Origin of the sequence: Afipia sp. OHSU_II-C1, assembly GCF_000497575.1 — a bacterium.
Taxonomy (GTDB): Bacteria; Pseudomonadota; Alphaproteobacteria; order Rhizobiales; family Xanthobacteraceae; genus Afipia.
Genome location: NZ_APJI01000006.1, coordinates 538,069 through 556,925 on the forward strand (window position 1 = coordinate 538,069; position 18,857 = coordinate 556,925).

Below are 18,857 nucleotides of genomic sequence, written 5' to 3' on the forward strand. Positions count from 1 at the left end.
CTCATGTCATCCCGCCCCACGTCACCCATCGCCGACAAATTCCGCGCGCTTGCCCGCGAGCGCATCCTCGTGCTCGACGGCGCGATGGGCACCATGATCCAGGGGCTTCAGTTCGACGAAGCGGCCTTCCGCGGCGAGCGCTTCAAGGATTTTCACCGCGACGTCAAAGGCAACAACGATCTTCTGATCCTGACGCAGCCGCAGGCAATCGAGGACATCCATTTCGCCTATCTCGACGCCGGCGCGGACATCGTCGCGACCAACACATTCTCTTCGACCTCCATCGCGCAGGCCGACTACGACATGGTCGACCTCGCCTATGAGCTGAATCGCGACGGCGCGAAGCTGGCGCGCAACGCCGCCAATCGCGCCACCGCGAAGGACGGCAAGCCGCGCTTCGTCGCGGGTGCCCTTGGCCCGACCAACCGCACCGCCTCGATTTCGCCGGACGTCGCCAATCCCGGCTACCGCGCCGTGACCTTCGACGACCTGCGCATCGCCTACAGCGAACAGATCAACGGATTGCTCGACGGCGGCGCAGATATTCTGCTGGTCGAAACCATTTTCGACACGCTGAATGCCAAGGCCGCGCTGTACGCCATCGCCGAGATCACCGAAGCGCGCGGCATCCATGTGCCGGTGATGGTCTCCGGCACCATCACCGATAAATCAGGCCGCCTGCTATCGGGCCAGTTGCCGGAAGCCTTCTGGTATTCGGTCCAGCACGCCAATCCGATCACCATCGGCTTCAACTGCGCGCTCGGCGCCGAAGACCTGCGCGCGCATATCGCCGACATCGGCCGCGTCGCCGACGCCCTTGTTTGCGCTTATCCGAACGCTGGCTTGCCGAACGAATTCGGCCAGTATGACGAAAGCCCGGAATACATGGCGCGGCTGGTCGGCGAATTCGCTCAGGCCGGTCTGGTCAACGTGGTCGGCGGCTGCTGCGGCACCACGCCCGCGCACATCAAGGCGATTGCCGAGGCCTGCGCGCCGCACAAGCCGCGCATCGTTCCCGAAATTCCGCCGCTGCTGCGATTGTCGGGACTGGAGCCATTCAACCTCACCTCCGATATTCCGTTCGTCAATGTGGGCGAGCGCACCAACGTCACCGGCTCGGCCCGCTTCCGCAAGCTGATCAAGAATGGCGACTACACTGCCGCGCTTCAGGTGGCGCGCGATCAGGTCGAGAACGGCGCTCAGGTTATCGACGTCAACATGGATGAAGGCCTGCTGGACTCCAAGCAGGCGATGATCGAGTTCCTCAATTTGGTCGCTTCGGAGCCGGATATCGCCCGCGTGCCGGTGATGATCGACTCGTCGAAGTTCGACGTGATCGAGGCCGGCCTGAAATGCGTTCAGGGCAAGCCCATCGTCAACTCGATCTCCATGAAGGAAGGCGAGGAAAAGTTCCTGCATGAAGCGGGGATCGCACGCCGCCACGGCGCGGCTGTGGTGGTCATGGCGTTCGACGAAGTCGGACAGGCCGATACGTTCGAGCGCAAGATCGAGATCTGCAAACGCGCCTATGATCTGCTGGTCGAGAAGCTCGATTTCCCGCCGCAGGACATCATCTTCGACCCGAACATCTTCGCCATCGCCACCGGCCTTGAAGAGCACAACAACTACGGCGTCGATTTCATCGAGGCCACGCGCTGGATCCGCCAGAACCTGCCGCATGCGCATATTTCCGGCGGCGTCTCCAACCTGTCGTTCTCGTTCCGCGGCAACGAGCCGGTGCGCGAGGCGATGCATTCGGTGTTCCTGTATCATGCCATCAAGGCCGGCATGGACATGGGCATCGTCAATGCCGGGCAGATGGTGATCTATGACGACATCGATCCCGAACTGCGTCAGGTCTGCGAAGACACCATCCTCAACCGCGATCCCGGCGCATCGGAGCGGCTGCTTGAACTGGCCGAGAAATTCCGCGGCCAGGAAAAGCAGGTCAAGGAACAGGATCTCGCCTGGCGCGAATGGCCGGTGGAGAAGCGCTTGAGCCACGCGCTGGTCAACGGCATCACCGAATATATCGACGCCGACACCGAAGCCGCGCGCCTGACGGTCGAACGGCCGCTGAATGTGATCGAAGGGCCGCTGATGGACGGCATGAACATCGTCGGCGACCTGTTCGGCGCCGGCAAGATGTTCCTGCCGCAGGTGGTGAAGTCCGCACGCGTGATGAAGCAGGCGGTCGCTTACCTGATGCCATTCATGGAAGAGGAAAAGGCGCGCAATCAGGCCGCCGGCATCGAAGGCAGCGGACGCAGCTCCGCCGGCAAGATCGTGCTCGCCACCGTGAAGGGCGACGTCCACGACATCGGCAAGAACATCGTCGGCATCGTGCTTCAGTGCAACAACTTCGAGGTGGTCGATCTCGGCGTCATGGTGCCCGCTGCCAAGATCATCGAGACGGCAAAGGCCGAGAACGCCGACATCATCGGCCTCTCCGGCCTGATCACCCCGTCGCTGGACGAGATGGTGTTCCTCGCGTCCGAACTGGAACGTCAGGGTCTCGATCTGCCGCTGCTGATCGGCGGCGCGACCACCAGCCGCGTGCATACCGCCGTGAAGATCGACCCCGCCTACAGGCGCGGCCCGGTGGTGCATGTCAACGACGCCAGCCGCGCGGTCGGGGTCGCCTCCTCGCTGCTGTCGCCGGAGAAGAAGGCGGACTACGCCCGCGAGGTCCGCGCCGATTACGCCAAGATTTCCAATGCGCACTTCAAGGCGCAGCAGGACAAGAAGCGTCTCTCGCTGGAAGCGGCGCGCGCCAACGCCCACAAGATCGACTGGAGCAAGACCCAGCCGAAGAAGCCGGCGTTCATCGGCCTCAAGAGCTTCAGCGATTATTCGCTCAAGGAGCTGGCGGAGTACATCGACTGGACGCCGTTCTTCCAGACCTGGGAACTGACCGGCCGCTTCCCGGCCATTCTCGACGATCCGAAGGTCGGCGAGGCCGCGCGCGCGCTCTATGACGACGCCCGCAAAATGCTCGACCGCATCGTCTCGGAAAACTGGTTCAAGGCCAGCGCCACCATCGGTTTCTGGCCGGCCAATGCGGAAGGCGACGATATCGTTCTCTACAGCGATGAAGCCCGCACCAAACCGCTGACCACGCTGCACACCCTGCGACAGCAACTCGAAAAGCGTGAGGGGCGGTACAACGCCGCCCTGTCGGACTTCATTGCGCCGATCTCAACCGGCGTGCCGGACTACATTGGCATGTTCGTGGTCACCGCGGGCATCGGCGAGGATGTGATCGCGGACCGCTTCAAGAACGCCAACGACGACTACTCGTCGATTCTGGTGAAGGCGCTGGCGGATCGCCTCGCGGAAGCCTTTGCCGAGCGGATGCATCAGCGCGTGCGCAAGGAGTTCTGGGGCTATGCGCCGGATGAGAATCTGTCGTCGGATCAGATGATCCTCGAAGAGTATCAGGGCATTCGCCCGGCGCCGGGCTATCCGGCGCAGCCCGACCACACCGAGAAGGCGACGCTGTTCCGCCTGCTCGATGCGGAGCGCACCGCGGGCGTGACGTTGACTGAAAGCTTTGCGATGTGGCCCGGCTCGTCGGTGTCCGGCCTCTATTTCAGCCATCCGGAGAGCTATTACTTCGGCGTCGGCAAGATCGAGCGCGATCAGGTTGAGGACTACGCCGAACGCAAGGGAATGAAGCCCGAGGAGATCGAACGCTGGCTGGCGCCGATCCTCAACTACATTCCCTCGCGCGACGCGCGGCCCGACGCCGATGAGCCGGATGTCGCGACGCTGCCGCTGGCGAAGCATCCGCCGGGCTGCGGCTGCGCAATGCATCTGCGCATGAACGGCAAGCCAGTGGCGGATGCCGACGCGCGCTGAAGTTGATTCAATTTCACTGAATCTACAGATTGATGCCGCGCGATCTTTGATCGCGTTATATTGATGTGTTCCAAGCACGCGCGTGAACTCACGCGCGTGTGACATCAACTGTTGTGAAACCTGGAACCCCCTCCCGCATGAGGCGTTGGTGCGCCGCAAGCTTCAACCTCACAAAAGGAGAGATCATGAGCAAGGTGAGCTTTTTCGCCGCCGCTGCGGCTGTAACCGCTTTGGTCGCCACTCCGGCACTCGCGCAGGACACGGCAAAACCGCGCGCCGCGATGCAGGGCAAGAGTGACAAAGCCAAGCAGATCAAGCCTATGAAGCACAGTGCAAAGCACACCAAGCATATGAAGCACAGCGCCCGTATGCACAGCCGTAACGAGGCCTACATGCGCTCCGCCGCCGTGGACACTCGGAGTGATTGGGATCGCGGCTGGGATAACCGCGGCTTCTGGCCGGGTGCTGTTGCCGCCGGCGCGGTGGGAACCGCGGGCGCTGTCGCAGCCGGTGCCGTAAATACTGCAGGCGCCATCGCAACCGCGCCGTTCGGCGGACCGTATCGCGACGGCTACGCCTATCGTGACACTTACGCCTATGGTCCGGGCTATGTGGACACCACCTACACTTACAACGGCGTAGCGATTCCGCAGTCGTCGAATTATGCGGCGCGAAATGGCTTCATGTGTCAGCCGGGCACCTTTATCAAGGGCACGCGGAACATCTGCCAGTAACGTTTTGATCGCGATTTAATTTGAACAAACAAGCGGTGGGCGGAATCAATCCGGCCACCGCCCTGGCGTGTCAGCTCGGCGGCGCCAGAGGCTGCACGATATCCTGAAACGGCTGCAACGCTTCGCAGGTTTCCGCATGGCGGTCGAGTGCGGGATAGCGCGCCGCGTCGAACAATCCGGCATGAGCCTCCCGCGTGAAACGGATCACGCAGGCCACCGCAATGTCGGCATGGGTGATGTTGTCGCCGAACCAGTATCGCGTCTTGTGCCGCGCACGATCTTCTTCAAGAACAGCCAACACGCCCGCGATCTGCGAGCGGCAACGCTCGACCCAGCGCTTCGATTCTTCTCCGCGCAGCACGCGCTCATACAGCAGGCTCACCGCCTTGTCGGCGAGGCCGGTGGCCAGCGCGCAGATATGCAGCACCTCGCGCCGGACATGACCACAATCGGGGATCAGCGCCCGCGACGGGCCGGATATCTCGTCGAGATAATCGAGAATCGCCGTGCTCTCGATCAGCACCTCGCCGTCGTCCAGCACCAGCGTCGGCACGCGCATCAGCGGATTGTACAGCGCGATCTTCTCCGCGTCACCGAAGGTCGACCACGGTGTGTGCTCGAACGGCAGGCCATAGAACCGCAGCGCGAGTGCGACCCGCCGCACAAAGGGAGAATCGTATTGGCCGATCAGGTTCATCAGGTGATCTCCGCCGCGAGATTGCGGCCGCGATTACACCCGGCAAGACACCCGATTGGCAAGCATGTTCGCAACCTTACTCGCATGTCGCCACAAGGCCGATATGCTCCCTCCCCAGAGGGGAGAGGGTTGGGGTGAGGGGGTTTCAATCTATCGAGATTCTACGCCCTCCCCCGCCGCGCTCCGCGCGTCGACCTCTCCCCACGGGAGAGGTGAAGAGCCGAGTTCTGCTTTTAAAAACAAGCTCAGCTTTCAAAAATCTGAACTCAGTCTTCACCAGGATCGGATGCCAGCACGCCCTTCACCGCCTGTGACCAGCCCTTGAGTTTGCGCGTGCGAGTCGCTTCCGACATGTTCGGCTTGAATCGCCGCTCCAGCCGCCAGGAATCCGCGAACCGCGCGGGCTCCGGGTGAACACCGGCGCCAAGGCCGGCAAGATAGGCAGCGCCGAGCGCCGTGGTTTCCTGAATCATCGGCCGGTCCACCGGCGCGTTGAGCAGGTCGGCGAGGCGCTGCATGGTCCAGTCCGATGCGGTCATGCCACCATCGACGCGCAGCACGGTGTTGGTCTCCTTCGCCTCCGGCCAGTCGGCACGCATCGCCGCCCACAGGTCGTAGGTCTGGTAGCAGACGCTTTCCAGCACGGCATGCGCGAGTTCGGCGGGGCCGGTGTTGCGCGTCAGCCCGAACAGCGCGCCGCGCACCCGCGGATTCCAGTACGGCGCGCCGAGGCCGACGAACGCCGGCACCAGATAGACCGACTGCATGGTATCGTTTTCATCCGCCAGCGATCCGGTTTCGCTCGCCTGCTTGATCAGGCCGAGCCCGTCGCGCAGCCACTGCACCGCGGAGCCTGCGACAAAGATCGATCCTTCCAGCGCATAGGTGCGCTGGCCGTTCAACTGATAGGCGATGGTGGTCAGCAGCTTGTTCTTCGAGGCCACCGCTGTGGTGCCGGTGTTGAGGAGCGCGAAACAGCCGGTGCCGTAGGTGGATTTCATCATGCCCGGTGTGAAGCACGCCTGCCCGATCGTCGCGGCCTGCTGGTCACCGGCGATGCCGCGTACCGCGATGGAGCCGCCGAGCAGCTCGGGCACGGTGGTGCCATAGCTCGCGGAGGAATCGCGCACATCCGGCAGCATCGAGCGCGGCACGCGCAACAGCTTCAGGAGATCGTCGTCCCACTCGCCCTTGTGAATGTTGAACAGCAGCGTGCGCGAGGCATTGGTGGCGTCGGTGGCGTGGACCTTGCCCCCGGTCAGCCGCCAGAGCAGATACGAATCCACCGTGCCGAACATCAGTTCGCCGCGCTCGGCCCGCTCGCGCGCACCCGGAACGTGATCCAGAATCCACGCCACCTTGGTGCCGGAGAAATACGGATCGATGATGAGACCGGTCCGCACGGTGACGAGCGGTTCATGGCCGTCGGCTTTCAGCCTGGCGCAGATCTCCGCGGTGCGCCTATCCTGCCAGACGATGGCGCGATGCACGGCCTGCCCGGTGGCGCGGTCCCAGACCACCGTGGTCTCGCGCTGGTTGGTGATGCCGATGGCGGCAATGTCGGACGCCTGCACGTTCGCCTTGCTCATGGCCTCGCGGCAGGTCGCAAGCGTTGAGGTCCAGATATCCTCCGGCTCGTGCTCGACCCAGCCGGAGGCCGGGAAATGCTGCTGGAATTCCTGCTGGGCCTGGGCGGCGATGGAGATGTCGGAGCGGAAGACGATGGCGCGCGATGATGTCGTGCCTTGATCGATCGCGAGAATATGGGACGCCATGCCGTTTCCTCGAATGCTTTTCGTTTTGGTTTCGAAACGCAAACAAAGCGATTACGGGTGCGCGCGTCAAGGCGAGCGCCGTCGTGAAGATCAACAGGGATGCTTGCGATTTCCCTCCCCCTTGTGGGGAGGGTCGGCCGAGCGAAGCGGAGGCCGGGGTGGGGGAAACGCAACGCAGTAATATCCCCCACCCGGCGCGTCATTCGCTCCGCTCACACGCGCCACCCTCCCCACAAGGGGAGGGATAAAGCAAATTACACCGCCGCCGTCGTCACACCGCCGTCGATGACGATGGTCTGGCCGGTCATGAAGGTCGAGGCATCGGACGCGAGATAGACCACTGCGCCGGCGATTTCATGCGGTTCGCCGATCCGGCGCAGCGGCGTGGTCGCGGTGCGGCGCTTCAGGTTCTCCTGATCCTCCCACAGCGCACGGGCGAAATCGGTTTTGACCAGACCCGGCGCGATACAGTTGACCCGCACGTTCTTCGGGCCCCACTCACCGGCCAGGCTGCGCGCCAGCGAGAAATCCGCCGCTTTCGAGATGCCGTAGGCGCCGATCACGGTCGAGCCGCGCAGGCCGCCGATGCTTGAGACGATGACCACCGAGCCGCCGCCGCGCTCGGCCATGTGCGGCATCGCCTGCTTGCAGAGCCAGATGTTGCTCTTGATGTTGGCGCCCATGATCTTGTCAAAGGCTTCATCGGTGATGTCGAGCAGCGGGCCGTAATAGGGATTCACAGCGGCGTTGCAGACGAGGATATCGATCTTTCCATAATGCCTGATGGTGCCGGCGATCAGCGCGTCGACGTCTTCACGCCGCGAGATGTTGCAGGGAATGACATGGGCATCCCCGCCCGCCTTGCGGATGCCGTCCGCAACAGTTTCGCAGGCGTCGGCCTTGCGGCTGGAAACGACAACCTTCGCCCCCATCTGCGCCAGCATTTCCGCCGAGGCGCGACCGATGCCGCGGCTCGACCCGGTGACGACAGCGACTTTTCCGGTGAGATCGAAGGGTGAAGTTGGCATGACGTCCACTGTTTTCGTTGGACAGTTGTTTCGTCATTGCGAGCGAAGCGAAGCAATCCACCCTTTTAAAAGATGGATCGCTTCGTCGCTACGCTCCTCGCGATGACGGTGAAAGAATCAGACCAGCGAGCCTGCCGCCGCAACGCGGCGCAGGTGATAATCGGTGTCGCCGTACGAGGTCTCGATCATCGACAGCCGCTTGAAGTAGTGGCCGATCGCCGCTTCCATGGTCATGCCGATGCCGCCATGGAGCTGGATCGCCTGCTGGCCGACGAACTTCGCCGACTTGCCGACCTGCACCTTGGCAGCGGCAACCGCCGATGAGCGTTCGTCTTCCGGAAGATCGGTCGCCACTACCGCAAACAGCGCCATGCTACGCGCCTGCTCGAGGTTCACGAACATATCCGACGCGCGGTGCTGCAGCGCCTGGAAGGTGCCGATAGCGACGCCGAACTGCTTGCGGGTCTTGAGATACTCGACCGTCATCTTGAGCGACACTTCCATCGCGCCGATGGCCTCGGAGCACATGGCGATGCGCGCTTCGTCCACCACGCGTTCGACCAGCGCGAGACCCTTGGCCGGATCGCCAAGCACGGCGTCCTTGCCGACTTCGACGCCCTCGAACCGGATGTCGGCCGCGCGCATGTTGTCCTGCGTTGCGTAGCCCTTGATGTGGACGCCCTTGGCGTTGGCCGGCACGAGGAACACGCCGATGCCGTTACGGTCGCGCTGGCCTCCGGAGGTGCGGGCCGTCACAATCAGCGTATTGGCGCTGTCCCCGTGCAGCACAACGAACTTCTCGCCTTCAATCACCCAGCCATCGCCCTTCTTCTTGGCGGTGGTGGAGACATCGGCGAGGTCGTAACGCGAATTCTTCTCAAGCTGGGCAAACGCCAGCGTCTTGCTGCCGTCGATGACCGACGGAATATGCGCCGCCTTCTGCTCGGCGGAGGCACCGTGACGGAGGAAACCGCCGCCGATCACCACCGTGGTCAGATATGGCTCGAGCACCAGCGAACGGCCAAGCGATTCCATCACGATCGCGGTTTCCACCGCGCCGCCGCCGAAGCCGCCGTCTTCTTCCGAAAACGGCAGGCCCAGCAGGCCCTGCTCGGCAAGCTTGCCCCAGACCTGACGGCTCCAGCCATCCTTTTCGGCAGCGTATTTCTTGCGCTGCTCGAAATCATACGAGTCAGCCAGCAGCCCGTCGACGCTGTCTTTCAGGAGACGCTGCTCCTCGGAGAGATCGAAATCCATAATGTGTTCCTCGGCTAAACCAAACTACATCGTCATTGCGAGGAGCGAAGCGACGAAGCAATCCAGTTGAATGATCCAAAGCTGGATTGCTTCGCTACGCTCGCAATGACGGAACGTGAGAACGTTGCAAGCCCTCTCCCCGCGAACGCGGAGAGAAGGAGGCGTCACTAAAGTCCCAGCACCGCCTTCGCGATGATGCCGCGCTGGATCTCGTTGGACCCGCCGTAGATCGAGACCTTGCGGTAGTTGAAGTAGTGCGGAGCGGCGTGCGACTCCCAGCCTGCTTCCTCGTTGCCGATGCCCTCTTCCGGAATGTACGGCGTAGCGAAGGGACCGGCGACCTCGACCAGCAGTTCGGAAATGGTCTGCTGGATGTCGGAGCCCTTGATCTTCAGGATCGAGGATGCCGGGTCCGGCTTGCCCTTGCCGTTCTTGGTCTCGTTGGCGATGACGCGCATCACCGACAGTTCCAGCGCCTTGAGTTCGATCTCGGTGGCTGCAAGCTTCTCGCGGAAACGATCGTCCTCGATCAGCGGCTTGCCGTTGGCCTCGACCTTCGACGCCAGTTCACGGACGCGGCGGATGCGTTCCTTGGACATGCCGACACGGGCGATGTTGGTACGCTCGTTGCCGAGCAGGAACTTGGCGTAATCCCAGCCCTTGTTTTCCTGGCCGACGAGATTGGCGACCGGCACTTCGACGTCGTCGAAGAACACTTCGTTGACTTCGTGACCGCCGTCGATGGTCTGAATCGGCCGCACGGTGATGCCGCGCGACTTCATGTCGATCAGGATGAACGAGATGCCTTCCTGCTTCTTCGCTTCCGGATTGGTGCGGCAGAGGCAGAAGATCCAGTCGGCATGCTGGCCGAGCGTGGTCCAGGTCTTCTGGCCGTTGACGACGTAGACGTCGCCCTTGCGCTTCGCCGTGGTCTTGAGCGAGGCGAGGTCGGACCCGGAGCCGGGCTCCGAGAAGCCCTGACACCACCAGTCGTCCAGATTGGCGATGCGCGGCAGGTAATACTTCTTCTGCTCGTCGTTGCCGAAGGTGTAGATCACCGGCCCAACCATGTTGACACCGAACGGCAGCGGCGACGGCGCCGGAGTTGCCTGCAGCTCTTCAAGGAAGATGTGCTGCTTGGCCGGCGACCAGCCGGTGCCGCCGAATTCCTTCGGCCAATGCGGAACGCCCCAACCCTTCTTGTTCAGGATCCGCGTCCACGTGATGATGTCTTCCTTGCTCGGATGACCGCCGTCGATCAGCTTCTTGTGCATCGCGGGCGGAATATTTTCGCGGAAGAACTTCCTCACTTCGTCGCGAAATGCGTTTTCTTCCTGGGTGAAATTGAGATCCACGGGGGTCCTCCTTGAAGTCTGACTGGAAATAACAGTCCGGGATTTTCGGCCTCTTGTTCTGTCCGGCGATTGTAGACCGGCGCAGGCGGGAGGCAATTCGGCAATCAAAAGATTTGAGTGCTCTTACGTCCGGACGCTCTCCGGCCCGCTCCTCCCCATGCGGAGAGAGAACGGGCCGGTCGCGAGATACTTACTGCAGGATTTCGAACAGGCCGGCAGCGCCCTGACCGCCACCGATGCACATGGTGACGACGCCGTACTTCGCCTTGCGGCGACGGCCTTCGATCAGGACATGGCCGGCAAGACGTGCGCCGGTCATGCCGTAAGGATGGCCGACCGCAACCGAACCGCCGCTGACATTGAGCTTCTCGGGGTCGATGCCGAGCTTGTCGCGGCAGTAGATCACCTGCACGGCGAAAGCCTCATTCAGCTCCCACATGTCGATGTCATCAATCTTGAGGCCATGACGCTGGAGCAGACGCGGAATCGCGAACACCGGACCGATGCCCATTTCGTCGGGCTCGCAACCGGCGGCGACGAAGCCTCGGAAAATGCCGAGCGGCTTGAGGCCACGCTTGGCGGCTTCCTTGTCGCTCATGATGACGGTGGCGCTGGCGCCGTCCGACAACTGGCTGGCGTTGCCGGCGGTGATGGAGCCGCCTTCGCGCACCGGCTTCAGGCTTGCGAGGCCTTCCGCGGTGGTCTCGGGACGCGGACCTTCATCCTGCGACAGGGTGATGTCCTTGTAGGAGACTTCCTTGGTGTTCTTGTCGACGACAGCCATCTTGGTGGTGATCGGCGCGATTTCGTCCTTGAAACGGCCGCCCTGCTGCGCGGCAGCGGTGCGGCGCTGGCTCTCCAGCGAGTATTCGTCCTGCTTCTCGCGCGAAATGCCGTAGCGCTTGGAGACGACTTCGGCGGTGTCGAGCATCGCCATATAGACGTCGCCCTTGATCGCCTTCAGCGCGGGATCGACCGCGTGGAACATGTTCATATGCTCGTTCTGCACGAGGCTGATCGACTCGCCGCCGCCGCCGACCGCGACCTGAACGCCGTCAAAGATCACCGAGCGCGCAGCGAGCGCGATGGCCTGAAGGCCCGAAGCGCACTGGCGGTCGATGGTGGTGCCGCCGACCGTCACCGGAAGACCCGCGCGCAGCGCGGCCTTGCGGGCAATGTTGCCAGCGGTGGCGCCCTGCTGCATGGCGGCGCCCATCACCACATCCTCGATCTCCGCGGGATCGACACCGGCGCGCTTGACCGCCTGTTCGATGGCGTGGCCGAGCAGCGTCGCGCCTTCGGTGTTGTTGAGCGCGCCGCGATAGGCCTTGCCGATCGGGGTGCGGGCGGTGGAAACGATAACGGCTTCGGTCATGAACGACCTCCTGTTGCAAGTTTTGGTTGTTGAGATTGGTTGCGTTGCTGGTTGCGTAATTCGTGGCGAGAGAGTTTTCCGACGCTGGTGCGCGGCAGTTCCTTCATGAACTCGACCGCGACCGGCAATTCGTGCTTGCCGAGCTTGCCGGCGAGGAAGGCGCGCAGTTCCTCGATGGTGAACGGCTCCGCACCCGCACGCAGCGTCACGAACGCCTTGGACGCTTCGCCGCGATAATCGTCGGGAATGCCGATCACGATGACTTCCTGAACCGACGGGTGGGTGTAGATCGCCTGCTCGATCATCTGCGGATAGACGTTGAAGCCGCCGGAGATGATCATGTCCTTCTTGCGGTCGACCAGATAGAAATATCCGTCGCTATCCATATAGCCAATATCGCCGGTCAGGAAGCGGTCGCCGACAAAGGCTTCGGCGGTCTCCGCCTCGCGATTCCAGTATCCCCTGGTGACATTCGGGCCGCGGATGCGGATTTCACCGGTTTCGCCGACCGGCATCACCTTTTTCGGATCGTCGAGCGAAACCACATCCATCTCGATGCCCGGCAGCATCAGGCCGATCGAGCCGGGCTTCTCCGGGCCGTCGGGCGGATGGCCGGTGCCGGGTGAGCAGGTCTCTGTCATGCCCCACCCGCTTTTCAATGCGAGCTTGGTCTTGCGCTCGAACACCTTCGCGACTTCCACCGGAAGCGGCGCGCCGCCGGAGCCGGCAAACGCCAGCGACGACAGGTCGCGCTTGTCGAGATCGGGCAGGCTGGCGATGGCGATCCACATGGTCGGCACGCCGGGGAACGCGGTGGCGCGTTTCACTTCGATGTCGCGCATCACGGCCTCAAGATCGAATCGCTGGTGCAGCGAGATCAGGTCGCCGTTCTTCAGGGTGCGCAGCAGGACGACGGTGAGCGCATAGATATGAAACAGCGGCAGCACGAGGATGACGCGCTCGATGGTGTTGCGCTCGGCCTTCTGGTTCGCGCCCCACACATCATAGATCGAGACCGCCGACGTCAGGTTGCCGTGGGTCAGCATCGCGCCCTTGGGCAAGCCGGTGGTGCCGCCGGTATATTGCAGCAGCGCGATGTCGTCGGCGCTGACCTGCGGCCAGCTTGCCGGCGGCTGCGCATCCCTGACGAAGTCCTTGAACGTGACAATTGCCGGGCTGGACGGGATCGCGGCCTGCGGGTTGCCGACGTCGCCCCAGGTCTGGTCCTCGCAAACGATGAGCTTGTCGAGCAGGCCCTTCTCGAGGAATTTCAGCGCCGTCGGCAGCAGGGTCGCCAGACTGCTGGTGACCAGAATGCGCGCGCCGGAGTCTTTCAGCTTGTGAGTCAGCGCGATCTCGCCGTCGAGCGGTGACAGATGAACCACACGTGCGCCGGCCTTGAGCGCACCGAAGAAATTCACCGGATGATCCGGAGAATTTCCCAGGAACAGCGCAATCGACGATCCCTTGCCATAGCCGGCGCGAAGAAACGCCGACGCGGCGACATCCACCATTCCTTGCAGCTCAGTGAAGGAAATGGGCCGGTCGCGGAACTCAATCGCCGTCCGCGATCCGAAATCCGCAGCCGCCTTTGACAATAAATCCGGCAGCGTGCCGCGCGGGATCGGAGAATCCCAGCGGACACCCTGCGGATAGAACTGTTCGCCCGGATGGGTCATGGATTGAGCCGCCACGTAGCCACGAGACAGAAGCGCTCCCTCTCCCGTGGGGAGAGGGTTGGGGTGAGGGCGTAGAATCCATCGTGAGAGCGTACCCCCTCACCCGGCGCTGCGCGCCGACCTCTCCCCATGGGAGAGGTGGGATTCTGCAACGGAGCATGCACCGTTGTCATCACAAGACTTATCCGCCCTTGGCGAGGGACGCGAATGTCTTGCCTTCGTCTGCCAGACGCTTGAGCAGCGGGGTCGGCTCGAGCGACGGATCGTTGGTCTGCTTGGCGTAGAACGACAAGCGCTCCGCGATCTTCTTGAGGCCGACGCTGTCGGCGTAGAACATCGGGCCGCCGCGGTAGATCGGCCAGCCGTAACCGTACAGCCAGACCACATCGATGTCGCTCGGACGCGCCGCGATCTTCTCTTCAAGGATGCGCGCACCCTCGTTGATCATCGGATACATCAGGCGCTCGAGGATTTCCTGATCGTCGATCTGGCGGCGCTTGATGCCGAGCTTGGCGGTGGTTTCCTCGATCAGCTTTTCGATTTCCGGATCCGGCAGCGGCGCGCGCGAACCGGCTTCGTACTTGTAATAGCCTTTGCCGGTTTTCTGGCCGAAGCGGCCCGCCTCGCAGATCGCGTCGGCGATTTCCGACTTGATGCCGCGGTCCTGACGCGAACGCCAGCCGATATCGAGACCAGCGAGATCGCCCATCGCAAACGGGCCCATCGGCATGCCGAACTTGGTCAGCACGGCGTCGACCTGCTGCGGCAGCGCGCCTTCGAACAGGAACTTCTCGGCCTGCTTGCCGCGGGCGGCGAGCATGCGGTTGCCGACGAAGCCGTCGCAGACGCCGACAACGACCGGCACCTTGGCGATGCGCTTGGCGACAGCCACTGCGGTCATCAGCGCGTCAGGCGCGGTCTTTTCGCCGCGGACGATTTCGCACAGCTTCATGACGTTGGCCGGCGAGAAGAAGTGCATGCCCAGCACGTCCTGCGGACGCTTGGTCATGGCGGCGATCTGGTTGATATCGAGATACGAGGTGTTGGTGGCCAGAACCGCGCCAGGCTTGGCAAACTGGTCGAGCTTGCCGAACACGTCCTTCTTGATGGCCATGGTCTCGAACACCGCCTCAATGATGAGGTCAGCATCCTTGACGTTTTCGATGCCGACCACACCCTTGATCAGGCCCATGCGCTTGGCCGGGGCGTCGGCGGGAATGCCGCCGCGAGCAGCGGTGGCTTCATAGTTCTTCTGCATGATGCCGAGGCCACGCTTGAGCTGCTCGTCACCGGTCTCGATCAGCGTGACCGGGATGCCGGCATTGGCGAACGACATCGCGATGCCGCCGCCCATGGTGCCGGCGCCGATGATCGCAACCTGCTTCACGTCACGCGCCTTGGTGCCGTCCGGCACGCCGGCAACCTTGGCCGCCTCGCGCTCCGCGAAGAACGCATAGCGCTGCGCCTTCGACTGTTCGCCGTTCATCAGCTTCAGGAACAGGTCGCGCTCGGACTTCAGCGCCTGATCGAACGGCTGGTCGAGCGAGTGGCTGACAGCCTCGGCGGCGGCGAGCGGAGCTTCCAGACCGCGGTTGCGCTTATTTGCCGCAGCAGCCGCGTTGGTGAAGATCGACTTGTCCGCCTTGGCGGCAGCGAGCTTGGAATCGTCGTCGCGCAGCTTGCGCAGCGGACGCTTCTCGGCGAGCACCTTGCGCGCGAAAGCTTCACCGCCGACGGCGGGTTCGCCATCGACGACCTCGTCGATCAGGCCGTTCTTGAGCGCGTCGGCCGCACCGATCGGATCGCCGCCGACAATCATCTTCACGGCAAGCTCAGGACCGACTGCACGCGGCAGGCGCTGCGTGCCGCCTGCGCCCGGCAGCAGGCCGAGCTTCACTTCGGGAAGACCGAGCTTTGCATCCTTGGTGGCGACGCGGAAATGCGCTCCGAGCGCGAGTTCAAGGCCGCCGCCGAGCGCGGTGCCGTGAATTGCGGCGACCACCGGCTTGGAGGAATTCTCGATGACCTCGATCACTTCATGAAGGCTGGGCGACTGTGGCGGCTTGCCGAATTCGGTGATGTCGGCGCCTGCGATAAATGTGCGGCCGGCGCATGCAATGACAATCGCTTTGACCGATGCATCAGCTTCGGCGCTCTTCACGCCGTCGGCGATACCCTTGCGCACCGCAGCACTGAGCGCATTCACGGGAGGGCTGTTGACAATGACGATTGCAACCGCGTCGCGACGTTCCACCTTGACCACTTCGCTCACACAACTCTCCTTGTAGCGCTGTTTTTTGAATATTTCGCAGTGCGGAATTAAATTCCACATCTTGACACGGAGGGATATTTTGAAGCACGTCCTTTGTCAACGAAGACCACATATGCGGTTTGATGAATGAAACGCCCGCCGAAGAAATCTGCGACGGATCGCAGTTTTGTCATCGCGTTATCGCGCGGGCTCGATGTGTTGCGCGCATTTCGTCCGAGCGATGGCCTTCTCGGAAATCAGGAAATCGCCGCGCGCACGAATTTGCCGAAGCCGACGATTTCGCGCCTTACCTACACGCTGACAAAGCTCGGTTATCTCACGCCCGTTCCGCGTTTCGAGAAATACCAGCTCGCGCCCGCTGCGATGGCGCTCGGATATTCCGCGCTCGCCAACATGGGCGTGCGTCATGTGTCAGATCCCTATCGCGATCAGCTGATGCGCGAGACCGGAGGCGCCGTCGCCATCGGCGCGCGCGACCGTCTCAGTATGATCTACTTCGGCCAGAGCCGCAGCGAACTGACTGTCGGCGTGCTGCTCGATGTCGGCTCCAAGGTTCCGATCGCCACCACCGCTATGGGCCGCGCCTATCTGTGGGCACTGCCGGAAGACGAGCGCGCCAACCTGCTGCGCGAGATCAAGGAGCATACCGGCGCCAACTGGCCGAAGGTCCGCGACGGCATCGAGCGCGCCGGCGAATGCGTGGCCAAGCACGGCTTCGCCATGTCCGCCGGTGAATGGCACAGCGATATCCATGCGGTCGGCGTTGCGCTGAAGCTGAACGATGGAACCGGCCCCTATGCCTTCAACTGCGGCGCACCGGCCTTCAAATTCAGCGAAGTTCTATTAAAGAACGATATTGGTCCGCGCCTGGTCGCGATGGTAAGAAATATCGAGATCGCGATGACCGGGAGTGTCGGACGCGGTCCGCAAACCAAAGAAAATACAAGCATCAAAAAAATGAAAACCGCAGGGGGAAAAGTAACACGTGTTGCCGAGGGAATCCGCTAGCCGCCACCGTCGCGGTGGCATGCCAGATGACCTGGGCCTGGCGACACCGTCCTGGCCCTGAAACTGGAATTCTTTCAAGTTCAAAAAAAGAACTTTGTTGGATTCTGTCCGGCGACAGTGCTAAGGGAAAACTCGAGATCGCGCCCGCCCACGGCGTTGCGCGCGGATCGCAAAACAAAGAAACTGCCGACACCAAGAAAATGAAACCGCCAGGAGGAAAAGTTGCACGTTTTGAGGGGATCGGATAGCCGCGCGCGTTGCGGTTACATGCAGGCGGGAACTTCCCGGCCTCGCGTGGACATCAACACATGATGCAGGCACAGGTTGCGCAGGGGCATGCCCCCTTGCTCGCGGTCCGCGACGTTTCCGTCGTGTTCGGCGGCATCATTGCGTTGAACGGTGTTTCGTTCGACATGAAGAAGGGCCAGATTCTCGGCCTGATCGGTCCGAACGGCGCCGGTAAAACGACGCTCTTCAATTGTCTCAGCAGGCTTTATCAGCCGAGCAAGGGCGAGATCCTGATGGAAGGCCAGAGCATTCTGGTCCATCAGCCGCAGAAGATCGCCGAGGTCGGCATCGGCCGCACGTTCCAGAACGTCGCGCTGTTTCCGCGCCTGACGGTGCGCGACAACATCCGCATCGGCGGACATTGCCGCACCAAGAGCGATTTCATCAGCGATGCGGTGAAACTGCCGTGGGTTCGCGAGGAAGAGCGCAAGCTCAACGCGAAGGTCCATGAAATCCTCGATTATCTCGACCTGCACGACGTCGCCGACCGCGAAGTCTCGGGTCTTCCGTTCGGCACGCAGAAGCGGGTCGAACTTGGCCGCGCGCTCGCCGCCGAGCCGAAAATCCTGCTGCTGGATGAGCCCGCAGGCGGCCTCAATCACGAGGAGGTCTACGTTCTCGGCGACCTGATCTGCCGCATCCGCGACCAGCGCAACATCACGGTTCTGCTCGTCGAACATCACATGGGATTGGTGATGAAGATCGCCGATCACGTCGTCGCACTGAATTTCGGCAAGAAGCTCGCTGAAGGCACCCCGTCTCAGGTGCAGTCCGACCCCGACGTCATCAAGGCCTATCTGGGGAGCAAGGACCAATGAGCACGATGCTGACGATCAGGGACCTGCGCGCCTATTACGGCCAGGTGCAGGCGCTGCACGGACTGGAATTCTCCCTCAACGAGGGCAGCGTCACCACCCTGCTCGGCGCCAACGGCGCCGGCAAGACCACGACGCTGCGGGCGATCTGCAACATGATCCGCTCCACCGGCAACATCGAGTTCGACGGCAAGTCGCTCGCCGGCGTATCGACCGAGAACGTGGTGCGGCTGGGCATTGCCCATGTGCCGCAGGGCCGCGGCACCTTCACCAACATGACGGTCGAGGAAAACCTTCAGCTCGGCGCCATCTCGCGCGGCGACAAGAAGGCGATCGAAAGCGACATCGAGCAGATGTACGGGTTCTTCCCCGTGCTCAAGCAGCGTCATACCCAGCAGGCGGGAACGCTGTCGGGCGGTGAACAGCAGATGCTCGCGGTCGCCCGGGCGCTGATGCTGCGTCCCCGGCTGATGCTGCTGGACGAGCCCTCGTTCGGTCTCGCGCCGCTCGTCGTCCGCGACCTGTTCGGAATCCTCGGCCGCATCAACCGCGAGCACAAGGTGACGATCCTGGTGGTCGAGCAGAACGCCCAGCTCGCGCTCGAGCTGGCGGAGCAGGCCTACGTGATCGAAACCGGGCGTATCGTGATGTCGGGAAGCGCGAAGGAAATCGCGAACAACGAAGACATCCGCAAATCCTATCTCGGATACTGA

Annotated in this window: 14 protein-coding genes; 6 read left to right on the top strand and 8 right to left on the bottom strand. The window is 62.6% G+C overall.

Annotation, left to right across the window (positions count from 1 at the left end):
- The first annotated feature begins 3 nt into the window (after window positions 1–3).
- Both metH and I554_RS0107870 read left to right on the top strand, forming a co-directional pair.
- Complete coding sequence (gene metH, locus I554_RS0107865; protein WP_024576967.1) at window positions 4–3,861, top strand: methionine synthase; 3,858 nt, start codon at window positions 4–6, stop codon at window positions 3,859–3,861.
- Window positions 3,862–4,046: 185 nt separating this feature from the next.
- The gene (locus I554_RS0107870) at window positions 4,047–4,595 is read left to right on the top strand and encodes a DUF2462 domain-containing protein (RefSeq protein ID WP_024576968.1); all 549 of its coding nucleotides are present in this window, start codon (window positions 4,047–4,049) and stop codon (window positions 4,593–4,595) included.
- 70 nt (window positions 4,596–4,665) lie between these two features.
- On the opposite strand, the gene I554_RS0107875 is transcribed toward I554_RS0107870, so the two are convergent.
- The 8 genes from I554_RS0107875 to I554_RS0107910 form a co-directional block, all read right to left on the bottom strand.
- The gene (locus I554_RS0107875) at window positions 4,666–5,292 is read right to left on the bottom strand and encodes a glutathione S-transferase family protein (protein WP_024576969.1); all 627 of its coding nucleotides are present in this window, start codon (window positions 5,290–5,292) and stop codon (window positions 4,666–4,668) included.
- A 266-nt stretch (window positions 5,293–5,558) separates the two neighbouring features.
- On the bottom strand, window positions 5,559–7,067 hold the full coding sequence (glpK, locus tag I554_RS0107880) for a glycerol kinase GlpK (protein WP_024576970.1): 1,509 nt from the start codon (window positions 7,065–7,067) through the stop codon (window positions 5,559–5,561).
- A 254-nt stretch (window positions 7,068–7,321) separates the two neighbouring features.
- Window positions 7,322–8,095: a glucose 1-dehydrogenase gene (locus tag I554_RS0107885; protein ID WP_024576971.1), complete on the bottom strand. Its 774-nt coding sequence runs from the start codon at window positions 8,093–8,095 to the stop codon at window positions 7,322–7,324.
- Window positions 8,096–8,212: 117 nt separating this feature from the next.
- Complete coding sequence (pimD, locus tag I554_RS0107890) at window positions 8,213–9,352, bottom strand: pimeloyl-CoA dehydrogenase small subunit (RefSeq protein WP_024576972.1); 1,140 nt, start codon at window positions 9,350–9,352, stop codon at window positions 8,213–8,215.
- 167 nt (window positions 9,353–9,519) lie between these two features.
- Window positions 9,520–10,707: a pimeloyl-CoA dehydrogenase large subunit gene (gene pimC / locus I554_RS0107895; RefSeq protein ID WP_024576973.1), complete on the bottom strand. Its 1,188-nt coding sequence runs from the start codon at window positions 10,705–10,707 to the stop codon at window positions 9,520–9,522.
- A gap of 190 nt (window positions 10,708–10,897) precedes the next feature.
- Window positions 10,898–12,082, bottom strand: coding sequence for an acetyl-CoA C-acyltransferase (locus I554_RS0107900; RefSeq protein WP_024576974.1), 1,185 nt, complete (start codon window positions 12,080–12,082; stop codon window positions 10,898–10,900).
- A complete protein-coding gene (gene pimA, locus I554_RS0107905; protein WP_024576975.1) occupies window positions 12,079–13,761 on the bottom strand; it encodes a dicarboxylate--CoA ligase PimA in 1,683 nt (560 codons plus the stop codon). The genes I554_RS0107900 and pimA overlap by 4 nt, the downstream gene beginning before the upstream one ends.
- Before the next feature lie 181 nt (window positions 13,762–13,942).
- Window positions 13,943–16,033: a 3-hydroxyacyl-CoA dehydrogenase NAD-binding domain-containing protein gene (locus tag I554_RS0107910; RefSeq protein ID WP_024576976.1), complete on the bottom strand. Its 2,091-nt coding sequence runs from the start codon at window positions 16,031–16,033 to the stop codon at window positions 13,943–13,945.
- A gap of 126 nt (window positions 16,034–16,159) precedes the next feature.
- Between I554_RS0107910 and I554_RS0107915 the strand changes: the two genes are divergently transcribed.
- The 4 genes from I554_RS0107915 to I554_RS0107925 are packed head-to-tail and all read left to right on the top strand — an operon-like array spanning window position 16,160 to window position 18,857.
- Window positions 16,160–17,041, top strand: a complete 882-nt coding sequence (locus I554_RS0107915) for an IclR family transcriptional regulator (protein WP_024576977.1) — start codon at window positions 16,160–16,162, stop codon at window positions 17,039–17,041.
- Between the two features lie 26 nt (window positions 17,042–17,067).
- The gene (locus I554_RS26825; protein ID WP_152527688.1) at window positions 17,068–17,289 is read left to right on the top strand and encodes a hypothetical protein; all 222 of its coding nucleotides are present in this window, start codon (window positions 17,068–17,070) and stop codon (window positions 17,287–17,289) included.
- Window positions 17,290–17,349: 60 nt separating this feature from the next.
- Window positions 17,350–18,147, top strand: coding sequence for an ABC transporter ATP-binding protein (locus I554_RS0107920; protein WP_024576978.1), 798 nt, complete (start codon window positions 17,350–17,352; stop codon window positions 18,145–18,147).
- The gene (locus I554_RS0107925; RefSeq protein ID WP_024576979.1) at window positions 18,144–18,857 is read left to right on the top strand and encodes an ABC transporter ATP-binding protein; all 714 of its coding nucleotides are present in this window, start codon (window positions 18,144–18,146) and stop codon (window positions 18,855–18,857) included. The genes I554_RS0107920 and I554_RS0107925 overlap by 4 nt, the downstream gene beginning before the upstream one ends.